A 15858-nucleotide genomic window follows, 5' to 3' on the forward strand; every position below is an offset into this window, starting at 1 on the left:
CACCCTACGGAAGCTCCAATCTTAAGCGGACCATATCCCTGCACTGAATTCCGTTTTCAAAGATTTCCTCATCATAATGTCGGACAAAAAAGTCCGGATCCACGCCTACGATACGAAACCCGCATTTTTGATATAACGCCAGCTGCTGGACCCCCGAGTTGCCGGTGCCGATCTCCACGGTCTTCATATTGTCCTTTTTGGCCGTTTCAATCGCGTGCAGGACCAGCTTCTTTCCGATGCCTCTGCCCTGATAATCTTCACGCACGGCGACATTGACGATTTCAACCGTTTCGGGACGGGTTTTGATCAAGACGTACTCACCGATGATTCCATCATTCAGATAAGCCGCATAACAGATCCCCCGATTTACGTACTCTTCCACAATCCCCTGCGAGGGGTCCGCCAGAAGCAGCAAATCATAGGGAAATTCGTCTGCCTGTGTGATTTTTCTAATTTCAAGTTCCATTCCGGATCCAATCCTCCCAAATACCGTCTTTTCAATTATATTATCGTTGCACAGTACCCCGTGCCTCTCCCTTTTTCTACTGCCTGAATGTAGCCCGAAAAATAAAAGGGGATATTGTCCTCCGTCCCGTTTCGAATTCGCCCCCTTACTTTATCGAAAGCGAATAGCGAGACCGAAAAGTCCGGTTCCCCCGTAATCAAAACAGGCTGCTGCCGATCTGGGCTCCAAACGTAGACGCCGCCAAAATTTCTTCGGGCCACCTCAAACACATAACAACCCGCCATAGAGGAGATGGAGTCCAGTTGTTCTTCTTCCAGATCGAAGTCGCCAGCCTCTTCCAGCAATTCATCGAGCGACTGCAGACTTTCAATACTAAAATCAAAATTCCCGCGATCCGCAAAGTTACGGGCAAGGCTCTCCGCCGTGAATCTAATGTCTTCTTCTAATTTTCTTGTCATGGATGAACTGTCCTCCCTTATCCGTCCCATCGCTGGTCTAACTTATCGGCATAATAGCTTTCGAGATAAGCTCCTTGTTTCTCCTCCACAGCAAGTCCTCTGGCCAAGGCTTTTTTATAAAAGGGAACGGCTTCCTTCTCCAAACCCAAGGAATCGTGAACCCAGGCGCATTGATACCAAACGGACGGATTCTCCGGCTCCGTTTCCACCAATTCTAGCAGCATTGTCCGGGCCTCTTCCAGCTTCCCCGATTCTCTTAAACGGATGGCCGAATCTAAATTTCTCATAATCCCTCCCCTCCTGATACGAGTATTGTACCAGCTTCTGCCAACCGGGAGAATAGCGCTTCATTGACAACTAATTAGTTTAAACACTAAACTATGGGAGAAACATCAGCCATGTGAGAAGAAGCGAAAGGAAGTTACAAACATGGACGAAAAACAAGGATCCCGTTCTACCGGCAAAGAAGTCATCACGGGAAGCCAACTCTTGGGACGCCTGTTTATGCAATTGCAAAAAATGGATCGCCAGCCCCGCCATTATGGCGATGCGGGACCGTTGACACCGAGCGAAATCCATACGATCGACGCCATTGGCTGCGGTGACGGGATACTAATGAGCGAGCTTGCTTCCCGGCTCGGCGTGACGAAAGGGGCCGTAACCCAGTTGATCGGCCGTCTGGTGTCCAAGCAGCTTGTCCGGCGTTCCCCCCATCCGCAGGATTCCAGGGCCGTGCTGCTTTCGCTGACGGAATCCGGACGAAATGCCTACCGGGCTCACGAGCGGATGCATCAAAGCTTCTATCGGGAGCTCAGTGAGCAATTAAGCGAAGAAGAAATGCTTATTTTCGAAACCAGCATCCAAAAGCTGATTGAATTTATGAAGGATTAATCGGAGCGGGCGCCCAGGGAACGGGTTTGCCGTTCAGTCTGGCCTCCATGGTGACGGACTCCCGAATGGACGGCAGCACGTCTTCAAGCTCAAAGAGCTGCTCAATATGGAACACGCCATGCGGGAATCGGGATACATAGAGCGCGGCAGCTACTGCGGCGGCTACTTTACCGGTGATTTCGGCTTCCCGATCCCCGTGGATCGAGCATTCCAGAATGGCTTTCTCGCCCCCCTGCTTGCCATAAGCCTCGATTTTTACCGCATAAATCTCCGCCCCAAACGGAAGTCGCATTCCGCTAATGAGCTTGATAACCGCGCTGCGAACCAGTGCAGTACGTAAACCGTGATACAATCCCGACGCCCGTATCCATCTTAGCAATCGAGTTCCCCAGGCCGCATCAAAGCAAAGTCGGGTTAATACCGAAGGGATTCCCAATGTCCGCGGAATGGCATGCTGATCCGAAAAATTAAACCGGTACGCTTTTTTGCGTCCCACCCCCGTGCCGAAGTCCACGACTTTTCCGTCGCTAAAGCTTGCCACTTGCATTCGCTTGCCCTCGTGCAGCACCTCAAAACGGGTGCCGAGATGGTCGAGCATCCACTCCATGGCCGCCTTGCCGTGTTCATCCCCGAGCCCCAACATGACGCTAATCTCTATAGCATCTGTCTCATCCAACCGGGCATGGGCATACTTCGCCAGTAAATTGGTCAGTCCGGGGGCAAGCCCTGTACTTAAAACGGCGGTCGTTTGCCGGGCGCTTGCCAGGCCGCCTAAGCTTTCAACCCTGGAGAGAAACCGGTCATCCGCGGAAATATCGACATAATGAATGCCCTGCTCCATACATAGGCGGACAAAATCCAGTTCCGTTTGATCCAGACACATCACGATCAGCTTCGTCTTCTCCAATAGTGCCGGTTCGACCTCCTTACCGATATCCAACTGCATTGGCCTGACCTTTCCGGCTGTAGAGCCGCAGAACTTCTCCGCCCGCTCCATGCTTCTTCCGGCCGCAAACACCTTGCCCGGGTACAGCTCTCCGAGCTGCCGGCATATCTTCTGCCCCACATGTCCGTATCCGCCGATCACGATGATATTTTCCCTCATGAGGAAGCCTCCTTTGTACGCTGTTTAATAACTCCATGACTCAAAAGAATCAATACGCCGATACTGATCAAAAAACCGGTTGCGAACGCCAGTCGAAACCCGCCAAGCGCCGGAAGCGGAGCGGTGCGGGGTGTCAGCTTCAACACCCCAAGCCCGATCGCCGCTCCTGTGGCCATCCCGGTGTTGCGCGACAGGGCGATATTGGTCGCTTGAAACATGGCGGCGCCTACAGCCTGAAACACTCTTAACATCAGCAGCACGGGTAGATTTGCGGAGAAGGCTACCAGTATGGAAGTGACGGTAAACACCAAATAGCCGCAATTATGGATAAGGCGGAGATCGTACCGGTCCCCCAGCCTGCCCATGATCGGCAGCAAACACGCGATCGTGAGCAGGTAGCCAGTGGTCACCCACTGGACGGTTCCCAGGCTGGAATGAAAAACACCGACCAGGACAGGGAGCGAGACGTTCACCACCCCTGCCGTGAAATGCGAAATAAACGCCCCCATGCAGATTGCAGTCATCATCAGGCCGGGATGATTCATGGCCGTCGGATGGGCTGGAGTCATTTTCTTATGCAAGGAGTCCACCTCAATTCATAGTTTAGTTTAGATGCTAAACTTTAAATTAAGTATAGTTACTAAACTATACTCTTGTCAATCATCTATAAAAACGGTTGAGCCCGCTCCAGCTGTACTGGGAGCAAGGGGCTTGGTTCTTAAAATGAAAGAGATGCACTACCATAGGGTGTGCATCTCACTATTCTATTCTGCAACGAATTGTTTACTGTTTTTGTCAAAGCTATATTTTGTAGTTAATGTATCACTCTCTGTCTGTCCTTCGGTATTTCTCGTGGTTACGGCCAGCATTTCGTTTGTATTAACAGGAATACTACCTTTTTCATAGTTAATAGTTTCTTGAACATTTTCAGCCTTTTTAAAAGTGATTGCAAATCCTTCTCCACTTTTTTTATCAATGCCAAAAGCATAAGAATTATATCCTCTTGAAGCTGTGTATTCAGGAGTGAGCAAGAAAACGTCCATTTCTTTAAAGCTGATTTTCTCGAAGGAAATGGGTTGCTCAGAAGGTTGAATAAAAACAAGCTTCTTAAATTCTTTTATTTCTTTTATTTCCTCATTATGCTTGTAATTCACGGAGTAATTACCTTGATAAGAAAAATCGCCTTCCCTACCCAGAACACTTGGTATAGTGATATGGCCAATCGCTTCTTTTCCTTTAGAAACAACATAAAGCTCACCACTATCCGTGTCTATCCGTGCACGAACTGTCGGATTTTCTTGAGTGGTATCAATCTTAATTATATTAGTATAAACCGAATTGGGATCTTGAGTTTCCAATTCATTACTCTTATTCGTTTCCGTCGACGAAGTTTCTTGTTTGACAATAGGTTTTTCTGAACTCCCAGTACCACATCCAGAAAATAAAATACTTAATGTACTTACTGCAACTACGGAGTTTAGAACGAATCCAGGCTTCTTCAAAATTACAAACGCTTCCTTTCTAAATGTTAGTAAATTTTACAGAGATCATTATACATGATAGATAACCCACAAAAAGTTGAAAATATGTAGTTTATTTCTTAAAAATTAGTAACTTACGAATCATAACGTTAAAGGGCGTTGCCGGAATTGTGAGGAGCGTCTTTTTTCATGTGCGCCCGGCATGGGCGATAACTTGGCGGTGAAAGTCCGCTACAGGCAGGGATACTGCCTGCTGCGGCAGGCCAACCGGATGTTCCGGGTCTCCAGAATCTCCGGGTTGCAGGTGACCGAAGAAAAGTTTACGGCGAGGAACGCAGAGCCGGAGGAAGACGAGGAAAAACATCCCCAAGGCATGGGGGTGCACCTAAGGTTTGCACCGGGGGTCAGGCTGCGCGCGATGGAGCAGTTTCCAAGAGAATACCTGGTTCGCGACGGCCATCTGGAGGTCAAAACGGTCTGCTACACGAAAGAGTATGCTCATTCTATCATACTTAGCTATCCCATTAGCCTGGTTGTCACCGCCGTCCGGGAGCTTATGAACGGAACGGCCGAGGCGGGAAATCCGCCCCCACCCCGGCCTGTTTATCTCAGCTTATTGTATGCTCTGGTTATATCCGCTCTTCGTCGTCACGGTACTCTTTTAACTCGACAAACTCAAATCCCGATGCTTGCAAGAAGTCCTGTAAATAGGCCTCCTGCTTGTCCAAAGGGACGTGATAGGGGCCCGAAACCTCCTTTAAGTTTACGAACAGCACCCAGCCTACGTCCGGATGGGAAAACTTAATTTTCCCATCCGCATCCTGGTTCGGATAAATCTCGACGTAAACCTGCATCTCTTTGTTCAAATTCCAGTAGAAATGCCGATAGACATAAGGAAGTCTGGCTTCCAGCATCCCTTTATTTTTCGTCTTGGAGAACGTCCGGTTTAAAGGCTCCAGAAATCCCAAGAGCGCGTTGATCAGCTTCTTCTCATCTTTAGCCTCGCACAAAAAGCCGTATTCCAGCATTTTCCCCATTTTTCTTATCTCCTCGGTACCCTCTTTATTTCGATTTGTACTCCACCAGCTTCATTTCCACGTGATTCCAGGCGTCTTCCAGATTGCGGAACACCCAGCCCGTTTCTTCGATGCCTTTGGGACTATACAGCCCCAGCAGCAAAGTTCTTATGCCTTCCTCGCATCTTTCGCTGACGACCATGGCTTTGGGGAAAGGGCGGTTGGCATACTTATCCACCCCCAGATCAAAGACATAATCCAACATATCTCCCCACTCATACTCAAGATGACTCAAATCCAGGATAAGCGCGTCCGGATCCCAAGCCTCCAACGCCGCTTCCCCCATGGCCCGCATATAGTTGGCGTCACTATTACCGCCCGAACCGAACCCGTAGCTGCCGATAAATTTCAGAATCATCACTTCACGGTATTCCACGGCCGCCGACTTGCCGATATGTATTTCATAATCGATTTGACTTAAATCTTCCAGCCTTACTCGGGTTGTTTCTAGATTCATCGATCTTTTCTCCTCTCCGCTTGTTAACAGCATTACAGCTTTGTTCAGGTCGCTCGGGTGTACCCGATTTTCATCCCTGCCCGCTTTAAAACGCTTCACTTTTTCGGATGCTTAAGTTCGGCGGCTAAACGTCATGATCCCCTTTTTCGTAATCACATGTCCCTCCGGTAAACACGTGGTGCCGGGGTGGTTTTTGCAGCGCTCATAAAGTTCTTTCAGATCGATTTGAAAATCGCCCCGCGGCTTTTTGGGTTCGGGAATCCCCCAATTTTCCATACATTCGAGAATCAGGCTCTGCGTTTCGGGATAGCGAGAGGCTGTATCCAGGAGGCACCCCACCGCCCTTAGTCTTGTTTCCTCGTCTATCTTTTTCTTCATCTTCGCCACACGGCTTGTGACAAGATGCCAAAGCCAAATGTGGCAGGTTTTATCGCTCCCCGGAATCGGAGATCCATTCGGCAGCATTTGATGCCGCGCCTGAGCCGCAAATCTCTTCGATCAATTCCGCTTTTATCGCACCTCTGCCGCCTGTATCCGCTTCGGCGAATTGTTCCAGCTTTTCCAGTAATGCTAGATCCTTAGTCATGACCCGGTCGTTCTCCCCTATTCACTGTAGTTTAGACCCAAATCACCGGATTTCCGGTCTGAATCGAGGCTTCAAACAGCTTTCTCAATACTCGAATTGCCCGCACATCCGAACTTGTCAGCGATCGGGTCAGAACCTGAAAAGAAGCGGGATAATACAGTTCCTCGACCCCCCAGATTTTCTTGGAGATCGGAGACGTTGTTTCGCAGGTGCTTCCGGATTCCGTATCGCAGAACCGCGCGTTGAATCGCTGCCAGCCGCTTCGGTTAGTGTCAATGATTTCCTGGGTAAACGCATTAGACTGAAACAACACCCGTTCCTCCCGGTCCTGCACGCAAAATCCCCGCTCGTCAAGCCGGTAAGTGATTTCGTTACCCGCTGAGTAAAACCATCTGTCCTCGCCAACGAGCGTCATCTGATATTCTTCCATGGATCCCGATTCCAGCAGGAAAATGCCATCCGCCTCCCCCATCCTGCGCTCGAGCTGCTCGAGCTCGGAGAGAGCCTTATGCGATTCCTCGGAGGTGAAGGGAGAGCCCCATATGCGGCGCAAAAGCGGAAACCGCTCTTCCCCCAACCGCTCCAGCACGCCATAATAGACGTTCATTCCGGACGTATTCCCGACTCGGTCGGAGTAAATTTGCATATCCTCATGAGAGCAAGCATGTTCCTTCCATTCATGAAAAAGATAATAGATCTCGTCGTCCACCGTGTCCGGCATTTCAATCCCGTCATCCGTCCACTCCAACAGACTTAAATCAAAGGGGGCCGGCTTTACCTTGCCCTCTTTGAGACAGTTGCAGTTCACAAAAGCATCCAATCCCATGTTTAGCCCGCTCCCCTTACCCCATATCTTCGCACCTAATCGTTTATTCCCTCCAGGTTATCCGGTCACTAAGTACGTAACAAGCGCAACGATGAGAAACGGAATCCCAAACAGAAACAACACCTTCGCCGCCTTGTTTCTGAACGCCCTGTCTTCGGGAGTCTCAATGCTTTCATTGGCTCTGGAACGGTCTCCGCTGATGTAAGACCCGGTAAATATCCCAGCCACCAGCCAAGAACCAATACCGATTCCACCTGTCACTTTTAAAGACATACTCCATGATTCAAAAATCCCGAATCCCAGTGCGATAAGGAAGCCAAAGGTAGTTGCGAGAAGCAAAGTGATTCTCACGTTTCTCACGTTTTCCCCTCCCCCTTAGAGATGGCTCAATTTTTCTACCGCCTCTTGCTCGCTGGCCAGGAAAAAGATGTCTTTACCGTGGTTGCACTCGTAGATAAAATCGCGAAGACTCTTGCTGGAGTAAGCGGAAAAGTCGCCCACGATGGCAATTTTCGTTTGATAGGTAATAAACTTTTGCAAAATCTCCCCGGCCAGTTTCGTTTTCAAATCAAAGAAAGTCTCCGTAATCGCCGATTTATGGAGTACGATCCGATGGCACCCGGTTTCATAGTGGACGGTCGCTATGAGGTCCAAAGCCGATTGAACATCCGTAATCAGTTCCTCGCTGCTGTGAATTAGGGCTATATCAGCCCCGTTTTTTTGAACCGTCGTGATATTCATCTTAAATCCTCCATTTACGTATCATTTAGAAAAAAAAAACGTCATACCGAGGTCTTTTCAAGGACCTCTTGAATCAAAGCTTTTTGGGAATCCGGTAACCCCGCCGGCCACGAGCCGACCTTGCAAAAAAGGATGTCCGAGATCTCCGCACAGGGTCTGAACGTCCAGCCCCGTACTTTTCCGCGAAAAATCAGTTCCACACGGTCGGGATCTTGTTGATAGACCGCACGGTAAATCCCCGTAATCTCTACGGAAAGCCCGGTTTCTTCCTCGATTTCACGCTTGAGCCCCCTCTCCGGCGCTTCCAGCTCCATCCAGCCCCCGGGGATGCCCCAAGGTTCCTCCCGGTAAACATGGTGAAGCAACAGAACCTGGCCCGACTCATTCGTGATAATCCCCAGGACCGCAACCAGGAACTTATCCTGGGCTTTGTAGACGATCCAGTTTTTTAGTCCTTTAAAGGGCATGGCTCTGTATAAACGCACCAGTAAGTCACTGGGGAGCCGTCTCATCAATCTTTTTATCATCGCCCGCACCAACTTCGCTTAAATGGCTATTGCCAATTTATTTTTTCAACGTCGTGATAGATTTAATCGCTTAACTCATCCAAACATGTCGTTTTCACCTCCGTTGATGTCAATCAGGGAATATGGCACGACCCGGCCCTTGTCTTGTTGTTTCGGGTGCGGGCCGGGTCGAAAGTGGGTCAATTATTGCCGGTTAAGGCAACGATCAAATCGGCTAACGTAGGCGTAAAAATGCCGTTGGGATCCTGTTCCAGATTGCCGAAACTCCCGTAATCCGTATCGATCCATTCCACGGCTCCCGTTTCATTATTAAAGACCAGCAGAATTTGACCGATATTCGCAAAGATTTCCCCGACCCAAAACCGCTGGCCGAAGTCATATCCGCCGGTCCAAACTTGATAGGCGCGCAAGATCTGTTCTTTCAAATCTTTGCCTCTTTCCGGTCCGTGTAGCGTGACGGGAAGTTTGAACTCATGATTGAATTCAAACCAATGTCCCCATTTCTCCGTGGCCGGGACCTTGGACGAAGCCAGGATTCCTTCAATTTCATCGAAAAAATAGCTACCGAAATACGCCTGCAAATCAGGGTGAAGTTTAAATCCCAGCACCTGCTCGATCATTGAGATGTCATGGAAATCTGTGTTTTCCACAAGTGAGTTAGGATTATTAGTTTGGAAATAGTCGTAAATAATATCTTTGAGATTCATCGTTTTTTTCTCCTATTGCGATAGATTAGGTGATGGCTATATATGCCCCCGACTATTTTTTGACCTCACCCATCGGCTCAATATTCAATCCCTCATCTAAACCTTCGGGTATAAAAGGAACCCATAGCTTCTCAATTCCCGTTTTGTCATTCACTAGGGTGTAGTAAGCCATCATCATGCCTTTAGCGGCATTTTCGCGAACCGGTTCGCATACCAACATTTCAACGATCCTTACTTCACTCTCATTCCCAGCATGCTCCAGAGCAACATGAAAATCAAAAAAAGGGATGGAACTCTTGCTTCCGGCCCGACATATGATCGGAAAGCGCTGCTTGGCAAAATCGTGAACGACGGCCTCAGCTTCTTCCTGCGTGAACGTCTTGGGGACGGCATCCAGGTCACTTATTCCACGGCGAATTACCGATGCATAGGGAAACTTGATGAGGTGATCTATAAATTCCTGAATTAATGCAGCTCTTAGAAAAACGGGACCGATCATTTACAAAGGCCTCCTATTCCGTATTTAGCCATTCCTCACCTATTGGGCTTAGCAACTCATGCTTCTCCAAATGCTCTTGCAGCAGAGCGAGATAGGTTTGACACATGAGGATGTATTCGGTTTGTTCAAAATTCCTCGCTTTTATTTCCTTCCTAGTGCCCCATCGGACAATCTTGATAACATAGAATTCGTGCATATCTGCATGTTTTTTTCTTGTTTGGAACAAAAATTTCAAAATCCGTGCAATTCTGCAGGAATTTTCGACGAATCCGGCTCGTTTCTCTAAAATCGCTAGAAATGCCTGCAGATTTGCATCTTTTTTCGCATCCCCTCGGAAATCAGCCTAAATACCTGCAGATTTGCATCTTTTTGGAGTTGGAAGAAGTATTGGAAAGTGCGCTAGGCACCTTGAACGCCATGGGCTAAAAACGATTTGGATGTCTATGGGCGTGAGACTGCGTACTTATCGAGCACCTCACTCCAAATCATAGTTGAAGCAGCGACGTATCCTCATTTTCTCTTACTACGATGTCTGATGAGGCACTGACCTTTAGAATAAATAATGCTGCTTCATCATAGGAACCGCTGAGCAGCAGTGCGATGGTATGATTAACATAATGGATAGTGCATCGATTTGCGTCTTAACCCTCTCTCGGGGAGCAGTTCTCTTGTATTTAAACGTTCGATCAGCTCCCATAGTTCGCTATTAAACGTCGGCTTCAATATTGGCCCATCCAATTAACAGGAATTCAGTATCAAATCCCATCTGATTCAAAATATCCAGCCCATTGGGATACTCGATACTTGTTTCTCCGTTCCACCCCTGATCCAAGGCGTATATAATAAACTCCTCAATCCGTTTAGGGTGGTGCAAATTAAAACGCTCCGTGTTGTTCGTCTTTTTGTTTCTAAGGTCCACCCCAGTTAGAAGCGGACTACCTGCCAAGGGATGATCCCATGTGGAAAATTTGAAGGTGCAGGCAAATCGCTTACATTCTTTCCAAGAAACAGTTAGTCTGACCAAGCTCTTTCCGTTGGAATACTTGGAGGTCAGCACATATACGTATTCTTTATCACGCACCATGATGTTTCTTATCTTTTGCTTCATTCCACAGCCCCCGAATCCTTTGGCTCCTCTCCAATCCATGCATTCAAATCCATAAGGAGTGTATGTCTGTTCATTTCCAGGTACTCCACAAGATCCCGAAAAACATCCCGATCGGCACTGTACAGGTATAGGCCATCCGCGAGTCGTTGTATTTGTTCCGCGGCTTCGTCATCCATATCTTCCAGACCACGGATTTCGCTGAAAAGAACCTTCCGAATTTGCTTTAAGATCATACTATCTTCCAAAGCGCCGATTTTTCGCAATACTTCTATCGTTTCATTTAAATATCTGCCGGATGAATTCCCCAAATAACCTAAGATCCCGTTTATCGCCAGCTCGGTATCCAAATCGAAAAGTACGATGATATCCTGAATGATCGCAGGCAGCCCCAACAAGATTTCCTGCTCCCTCAATCGGCCGTACGCTGGCTTATAAATTTCGAGGGCGAGATGTTCGATCCATGTTTGGGGTGAAAATGACTCGAGATCCGTGGAAGCGGGCAGTAGTTCCATGACGATATCCCTAATGTTCCTCATGGCTCACCTTCTGTATTTTCTGGCCAATGATGTATCTCAAATTATATTCCTTCGTGCTGTTATCCTTGTAAGTCAAAATCTCCATACAGGATCCTATTTCTAAAATTTGAAGTTGACTGAAATGGTGCAGCAAATCCTTCTCACTAAAAAAATGAGCATATTTCCCCTCTATGTATTCGAACGTTCCCTCTTCGACCTTCGGGCCTATTCCATAATTCTTGTCTTGATCCGAAAAACAAGTAAAGTACACAAGGCCGGATGGGTTAAGATGATGCAGGCAATTCCCAATCAATTGCTTTCGTTCCTTCGCTAAAAATAAATGCAATACGTCAAAGCAATAGACCGCATCGTATGTTTTATTCTGCAAAATGGGATCCAGGCAAGAACCTCGAATAAATCGACTGTCCGGGTCCCACTTTTCAGCTATCGCAAGGGCCTCGGCGGATATTTCGATCCCTTCAACATCAAACATGGACGAAAACGCCTTGGTATTCCTTCCATAACCCGAACCGGGGACGAGTACAGATTGCACATGATGCTCCTTAAAGATCTCAAGTGCGTGATAAGCCGTCCTGCTGGGGGATTCGCCCCAAATCATTCCTTCACTGCTGAATCTTTGCTCCCAGTAGTCTCCCAACGTCCGTTCCTCCTTACTAAGAAAGCCGCCCTCTATTAGCTGTATCCCGGGTGTTAGCTTCTATGCATTGTAAAAACTCGTCCGTGCTGCCGCAATCAAACCATCCGCTCTTTTTATTCAGTTCATATAAGGTATCAAGGCCGTGGTAACTCAATAACATTTCCCATCCTTCTTTGTAAATGACAGCCTCCATGATCTGACAGTAATCGAACAGGATTTCAACCATTTCTGGTTGGAGCAAATCGGTATACCCGTAGCTCGTTCCATGGGGCAGGGGTAGATCCGAAACGCCAGCTCCTTTTTTTCTTGGGAATTCATTCTTTAGCCCCTCTTGCTTTTATAACTTTGAATGACCGCAGTATATTGTTCTCTATCATATTGAAAATCTAACCCATGTGAAAGGCATATTTCTCTGACTTCTTCCAGTTTATATACTAAAGCCTGAGCAAATGCGCTCATTTCGTGAAATGGGAAAACAAATCGCCGCTGACCGGGAACGGATTTATCCATAAACGGCGTTTGTTCCGTTATCCAGATCACCGAATGGTCCTCATGATAAACATCCACGTAATAACCGCCGCACCCGAATATGCCGCAAGTACAGGTAAACATCGGGTATTTGCCCGGCGCCAACAGCGATTGAAAAAACACGTCCACTACAAATACTTCGTCCTCATCGAATTTGTGACCATTTACGTAAAGGTCGATTCTGTAATTCAGCACAGGCAATAACTCTCTTTTATGTTTGGCTACATTCCTGAACTCTTTCCTGACTTCCGCCTCAATCTGAACCGTGATCGTATCGTGCTCTATCTTCATATTTTGTAATCCCCAAAATCGTCGAGGATGTTTGGAAGCGACAACGCATCTGTAGTAAGTTCCTCGCTAAAATCATATATTTTGGACACATCCAAACGATGTGCGATGAACGCCGTAAAATCCATGCCCATGAGAATGCCCCCGTCCTGCGCCATCGAAATTAATTGCAAATAATGCAGCCGAACAAGGAGAGGTAAACTCCATGTTTCTCGCACTTCGGATAACCGTAAGGAATCGTGGGACACGGGTCCCCTTCTTCAATCTCCGACCATTCCAGGTAATTCTCCAGATTCACGCTTCTTTTCTCAAAAGCCTGGATCATGAATCCAAATTGCCGTAAGCAATTCAGGACTATATCTTTATTGGGCTCATAATCGAGCCGTTCCCATCCCAATCCCTCTTTGGCGGCCTCAATCGTACGGAGCATAAAGGATTTTTCCGCTTCAAAAGAGTCCAACGTCCACGGCATCTCATCAATGTCGAAACCCACCGTCCCGATCCCGACGGCAGCCTGATCTCTTTGCGCCAGCCAAATAATCAACTCTTTCTCCCTATTGGTTTCGGCCAGAATGGACCCGCTTAGAACAACGACTTCCAACAAAACGGAGGTCAATCCGTTCGACATATGTAATGTTTCAATGTCATAGGCCGGGTCATCCGGCAATCCAATGTAATTTCCCATTATACATCCGCCTTGATGAAATTGTAGTCAAAATCAAAGTGCGCGTGTATCCGGTGCCCGCCAAACATCTCACCATCATCATACTCGAAATAAATCTCGTCCGTCCGAATGTCGATATGCAGAAGGGACATGGAAGCCGCAAATTCCTCCTTGCTTACCGCGAACTCTCCGGCATCCACAGCATCCCAATCCAAGTTATTTTGCCATCGTCGAGTTCATAGGATTGAAAATCAACCCATCCGAGCAAGCGCACGCTTAGCGGCTGAGCGGGCATTAGGCAGTCCATGCTCCGCGATCTCCCGCAACTTTCCCTGGCCGGTGCATATTGGTGATACCCCAAAATATCGCAGGCCCGTTCTTGAACAAACATATCGTCTTCATCCAAAAACTGCACTAGAGAATCCAAATGGTCATAGGGGGTTAGCGCCATGACACTGTATATATACTGGCATCTCACTTCGTCTTCCAAATCGGAGTTTTGCAAAATGTGATGGGTCTGCTCGATACTTTCAAGATCCGCGGCGATCCACTCGCTATTTTCGGGATGCGCATTCGGATAATCTCGTTCCAATTCATCCCATTCGCTCTGCGGATTCGACTCCAAGGCGGCAATAAATGTAGCGACATTTCTAAAACCCGGGGAAAGATCGGTCTCTTCATGATTCATGTAACATACTCGGTAACTTAGCGGGCCTCGATAATACATGCAGACATAGTTGGAATTGTCATCGGTCCAGAGGGGAAGCAAGTCTTGAAACCCGTCCAGGTCGGACATAAATTCAAGCATCTCCACGATCTCTTCATGACTCAACATTCGCAAGAAAAAATCCGCCTCTTCCTGGAGACGGGAGTGTCTGTTCAATGACTCCAATGTCTCATCAGGCAATTCTATGTTTAGAGATTTAATGCCGTCTTTGAAAAACATGTTCTCCAACTCCTCGTTGACTTTAGTTAAGCCCCACTGTATATCTTTCTGTATTCTTTATCCAGGATGGAATAAAAATATTGATCATGCCATTGTCCATCCAGAAGCAATTCTTCCTGGAAAATCCCTTCCCTCCTCATCCCTGCGCGCTCCATAAGTTTAACGGAGTTGAGGTTAAGACAATGGCACATGCCGACAACTTTATGGGCTTCCAATTGCTCGAACGCAAAATCCAGTAAAAGTTTCGTCGCTTCCGCTCCGTACCCCTGCCCCTGGTAGGGAGGAAGGACGGCAAAGCCGAGTTCCCAACTGTTTCGATGATCGACGTAACTCCAAATTTGCGCCAAGCCAATCGGCTCGGTCTTCCCTTCTATTTCCGATGTGACAAGAAAGTCATAATAGGACTCCGAGTCCATCTTTTCCAGATAATTCTCTCTTACGGCTTCGCGATCCGATTCCACGGACTCCTCATAAACCCATATCTTCTTGTTGCATTCCAGGTCGCTAATAAAATCAAGATCATCCACGGTAACTTTCGAAAGATTAACACGGTTTCCATAAAGTATCATAAGGATGGTTACCCTCCAGTCCCTAACTTCAAGATTTCAAGAACTTCGTTCATATCCCGTACGACAGGATATTCCATGTTTAAGCTTACAGTTTGGCGGTACTGCTCAAGGTCTCTGCACAAAACAATTCCGGCAATCCCCAGCCTTGCGGCGCCGTCGCAATTCCGCACGTTATCATCCACAAACACGGCCTCTTCCGGCGACAGTTCCAATTCTTCCAGAGCTGTCAGGTACATTCGTTCATGGGGCTTGCTCACACCGATGACGGAAGATATGACAAATGACGAAAAATAATCCCGTAGCCCCGCATGTTTAAACACACTTTCCAATGACGGCCAGGCATCGGAGACAACAGCCAGTCGATACGTTTTGCTCAGTTCAGGTAATCCCTCGATAACATCGCTGTAGAACCTGTATTTTTTGTAGTTATATACTAAATCGTGTGTAATGGAAGCGATCGAATCAGGGGTTAACCCCAGTTCGGGCAACGCATCGGCAAATAACCGGTAGAATTCCGCGAAATGCGCGTACTCTTCTTCCTCCGTAGTAATCCAATATTGCTGAGACAAATAAGTTTGTGCGGTTTGATACGCCCTATGCAAAGCTATATCGTCAATGGCTCTGAACTTCTCCGGGTCCACGAACGCAAAGAAATTTGGAGGCATAAACCACTGTCCTGTAACAGGTTCATTTAACACCCTGCCCGAATCGAATAAGATTGCTTTAATATTTTTCCCCTTAAATTTTAACTTTTCCATACAC

Annotated in this window: 26 protein-coding genes; 1 reads left to right on the top strand and 25 read right to left on the bottom strand. The window is 47.5% G+C overall.

The features are described 5' to 3' along the window. Positions 1-4 precede the first annotated feature (4 nt). Genes V4U84_RS01865 through V4U84_RS01875 form a run of 3 tightly spaced genes read right to left on the bottom strand, consistent with a single transcriptional unit; the run spans position 5 to position 1211 of the window. Positions 5-466 (bottom strand): GNAT family N-acetyltransferase, encoded by a 462-nt coding sequence (locus tag V4U84_RS01865; RefSeq protein WP_334076619.1) that lies wholly within the window; start codon positions 464-466, stop codon positions 5-7. A gap of 35 nt (positions 467-501) precedes the next feature. Then, positions 502-924 carry a hypothetical protein gene (locus tag V4U84_RS01870; protein ID WP_334076620.1) on the bottom strand — a complete coding sequence of 141 codons (423 nt, stop codon included), beginning with the start codon at positions 922-924 and terminating at the stop codon, positions 502-504. A 17-nt stretch (positions 925-941) separates the two neighbouring features. Further along, entirely contained in the window at positions 942-1211 is a 270-nt protein-coding gene (locus V4U84_RS01875) for a tetratricopeptide repeat protein (RefSeq protein ID WP_334076621.1), read from the bottom strand. 142 nt (positions 1212-1353) lie between these two features. On the opposite strand from V4U84_RS01875, the gene V4U84_RS01880 reads away from it, so the two are divergent. Further along, positions 1354-1815 (top strand): MarR family winged helix-turn-helix transcriptional regulator, encoded by a 462-nt coding sequence (locus V4U84_RS01880; protein WP_334076622.1) that lies wholly within the window; start codon positions 1354-1356, stop codon positions 1813-1815. Here V4U84_RS01880 and V4U84_RS01885 read toward each other — a convergent pair. The 22 genes from V4U84_RS01885 to V4U84_RS01990 form a co-directional block, all read right to left on the bottom strand. Next, a complete protein-coding gene (locus V4U84_RS01885; RefSeq protein WP_334076623.1) occupies positions 1802-2920 on the bottom strand; it encodes a saccharopine dehydrogenase family protein in 1119 nt (372 codons plus the stop codon). The two genes, V4U84_RS01880 and V4U84_RS01885, sit on opposite strands and share 14 nt — an antisense overlap. Then, positions 2917-3501 carry an MFS transporter gene (locus tag V4U84_RS01890; protein WP_416367197.1) on the bottom strand — a complete coding sequence of 195 codons (585 nt, stop codon included), beginning with the start codon at positions 3499-3501 and terminating at the stop codon, positions 2917-2919. The genes V4U84_RS01885 and V4U84_RS01890 overlap by 4 nt, the downstream gene beginning before the upstream one ends. Positions 3502-3684: 183 nt before the next feature. Continuing rightward, positions 3685-4422, bottom strand: coding sequence for a hypothetical protein (locus V4U84_RS01895; protein ID WP_334076624.1), 738 nt, complete (start codon positions 4420-4422; stop codon positions 3685-3687). 608 nt (positions 4423-5030) lie between these two features. Further along, the gene (locus V4U84_RS01900) at positions 5031-5438 is read right to left on the bottom strand and encodes a hypothetical protein (protein WP_334076625.1); all 408 of its coding nucleotides are present in this window, start codon (positions 5436-5438) and stop codon (positions 5031-5033) included. A 25-nt stretch (positions 5439-5463) separates the two neighbouring features. Continuing rightward, positions 5464-5934: a hypothetical protein gene (locus V4U84_RS01905; protein ID WP_334076626.1), complete on the bottom strand. Its 471-nt coding sequence runs from the start codon at positions 5932-5934 to the stop codon at positions 5464-5466. A 111-nt stretch (positions 5935-6045) separates the two neighbouring features. Then, on the bottom strand, positions 6046-6312 hold the full coding sequence (locus V4U84_RS01910) for a hypothetical protein (protein WP_334076627.1): 267 nt from the start codon (positions 6310-6312) through the stop codon (positions 6046-6048). A 49-nt stretch (positions 6313-6361) separates the two neighbouring features. Beyond that, positions 6362-6520, bottom strand: a complete 159-nt coding sequence (locus tag V4U84_RS01915) for a hypothetical protein (protein ID WP_334076628.1) — start codon at positions 6518-6520, stop codon at positions 6362-6364. Between the two features lie 31 nt (positions 6521-6551). Next, complete coding sequence (locus tag V4U84_RS01920; RefSeq protein ID WP_334076629.1) at positions 6552-7346, bottom strand: hypothetical protein; 795 nt, start codon at positions 7344-7346, stop codon at positions 6552-6554. Positions 7347-7403: 57 nt separating this feature from the next. Beyond that, positions 7404-7706, bottom strand: coding sequence for a DUF5316 domain-containing protein (locus tag V4U84_RS01925; RefSeq protein ID WP_334076630.1), 303 nt, complete (start codon positions 7704-7706; stop codon positions 7404-7406). 15 nt (positions 7707-7721) lie between these two features. Further along, the gene (locus V4U84_RS01930; RefSeq protein ID WP_334076631.1) at positions 7722-8087 is read right to left on the bottom strand and encodes a DUF4180 domain-containing protein; all 366 of its coding nucleotides are present in this window, start codon (positions 8085-8087) and stop codon (positions 7722-7724) included. A 41-nt stretch (positions 8088-8128) separates the two neighbouring features. Continuing rightward, a complete protein-coding gene (locus V4U84_RS01935) occupies positions 8129-8614 on the bottom strand; it encodes an NUDIX hydrolase (RefSeq protein ID WP_334076632.1) in 486 nt (161 codons plus the stop codon). A 179-nt stretch (positions 8615-8793) separates the two neighbouring features. Beyond that, the gene (locus V4U84_RS01940; RefSeq protein WP_334076633.1) at positions 8794-9321 is read right to left on the bottom strand and encodes a hypothetical protein; all 528 of its coding nucleotides are present in this window, start codon (positions 9319-9321) and stop codon (positions 8794-8796) included. A 52-nt stretch (positions 9322-9373) separates the two neighbouring features. Beyond that, positions 9374-9820, bottom strand: a complete 447-nt coding sequence (locus tag V4U84_RS01945) for a hypothetical protein (protein ID WP_334076634.1) — start codon at positions 9818-9820, stop codon at positions 9374-9376. A 706-nt stretch (positions 9821-10526) separates the two neighbouring features. Next, the gene (locus V4U84_RS01950) at positions 10527-10928 is read right to left on the bottom strand and encodes a hypothetical protein (RefSeq protein WP_334076635.1); all 402 of its coding nucleotides are present in this window, start codon (positions 10926-10928) and stop codon (positions 10527-10529) included. Continuing rightward, the gene (locus V4U84_RS01955) at positions 10925-11464 is read right to left on the bottom strand and encodes a DMP19 family protein (RefSeq protein WP_334076636.1); all 540 of its coding nucleotides are present in this window, start codon (positions 11462-11464) and stop codon (positions 10925-10927) included. The genes V4U84_RS01950 and V4U84_RS01955 overlap by 4 nt, the downstream gene beginning before the upstream one ends. After that, positions 11451-12101 carry a class I SAM-dependent methyltransferase gene (locus V4U84_RS01960; protein ID WP_334076637.1) on the bottom strand — a complete coding sequence of 217 codons (651 nt, stop codon included), beginning with the start codon at positions 12099-12101 and terminating at the stop codon, positions 11451-11453. Before V4U84_RS01960 ends, V4U84_RS01955 begins: the two co-directional genes overlap by 14 nt. 321 nt (positions 12102-12422) lie before the next feature. Next, a complete protein-coding gene (locus V4U84_RS01965; protein ID WP_334076638.1) occupies positions 12423-12920 on the bottom strand; it encodes a hypothetical protein in 498 nt (165 codons plus the stop codon). A gap of 160 nt (positions 12921-13080) precedes the next feature. Further along, entirely contained in the window at positions 13081-13602 is a 522-nt protein-coding gene (locus tag V4U84_RS01970) for a hypothetical protein (protein WP_334076639.1), read from the bottom strand. Then, positions 13602-13733, bottom strand: coding sequence for a hypothetical protein (locus tag V4U84_RS01975; protein WP_416367198.1), 132 nt, complete (start codon positions 13731-13733; stop codon positions 13602-13604). Before V4U84_RS01975 ends, V4U84_RS01970 begins: the two co-directional genes overlap by 1 nt. Before the next feature lie 23 nt (positions 13734-13756). After that, on the bottom strand, positions 13757-14422 hold the full coding sequence (locus V4U84_RS01980; RefSeq protein ID WP_334076640.1) for a HEAT repeat domain-containing protein: 666 nt from the start codon (positions 14420-14422) through the stop codon (positions 13757-13759). A gap of 131 nt (positions 14423-14553) precedes the next feature. Then, positions 14554-15096, bottom strand: coding sequence for a GNAT family N-acetyltransferase (locus V4U84_RS01985; protein ID WP_334076641.1), 543 nt, complete (start codon positions 15094-15096; stop codon positions 14554-14556). Positions 15097-15104: 8 nt separating this feature from the next. Beyond that, positions 15105-15854, bottom strand: a complete 750-nt coding sequence (locus tag V4U84_RS01990; RefSeq protein WP_334076642.1) for an HAD family hydrolase — start codon at positions 15852-15854, stop codon at positions 15105-15107. Positions 15855-15858: the final 4 nt, after the last annotated feature.

It is taken from the genome of Paenibacillus sanfengchensis, from assembly GCF_036864765.1.
GTDB lineage: Bacteria > Bacillota > Bacilli > Paenibacillales > Paenibacillaceae > Fontibacillus > Fontibacillus sanfengchensis.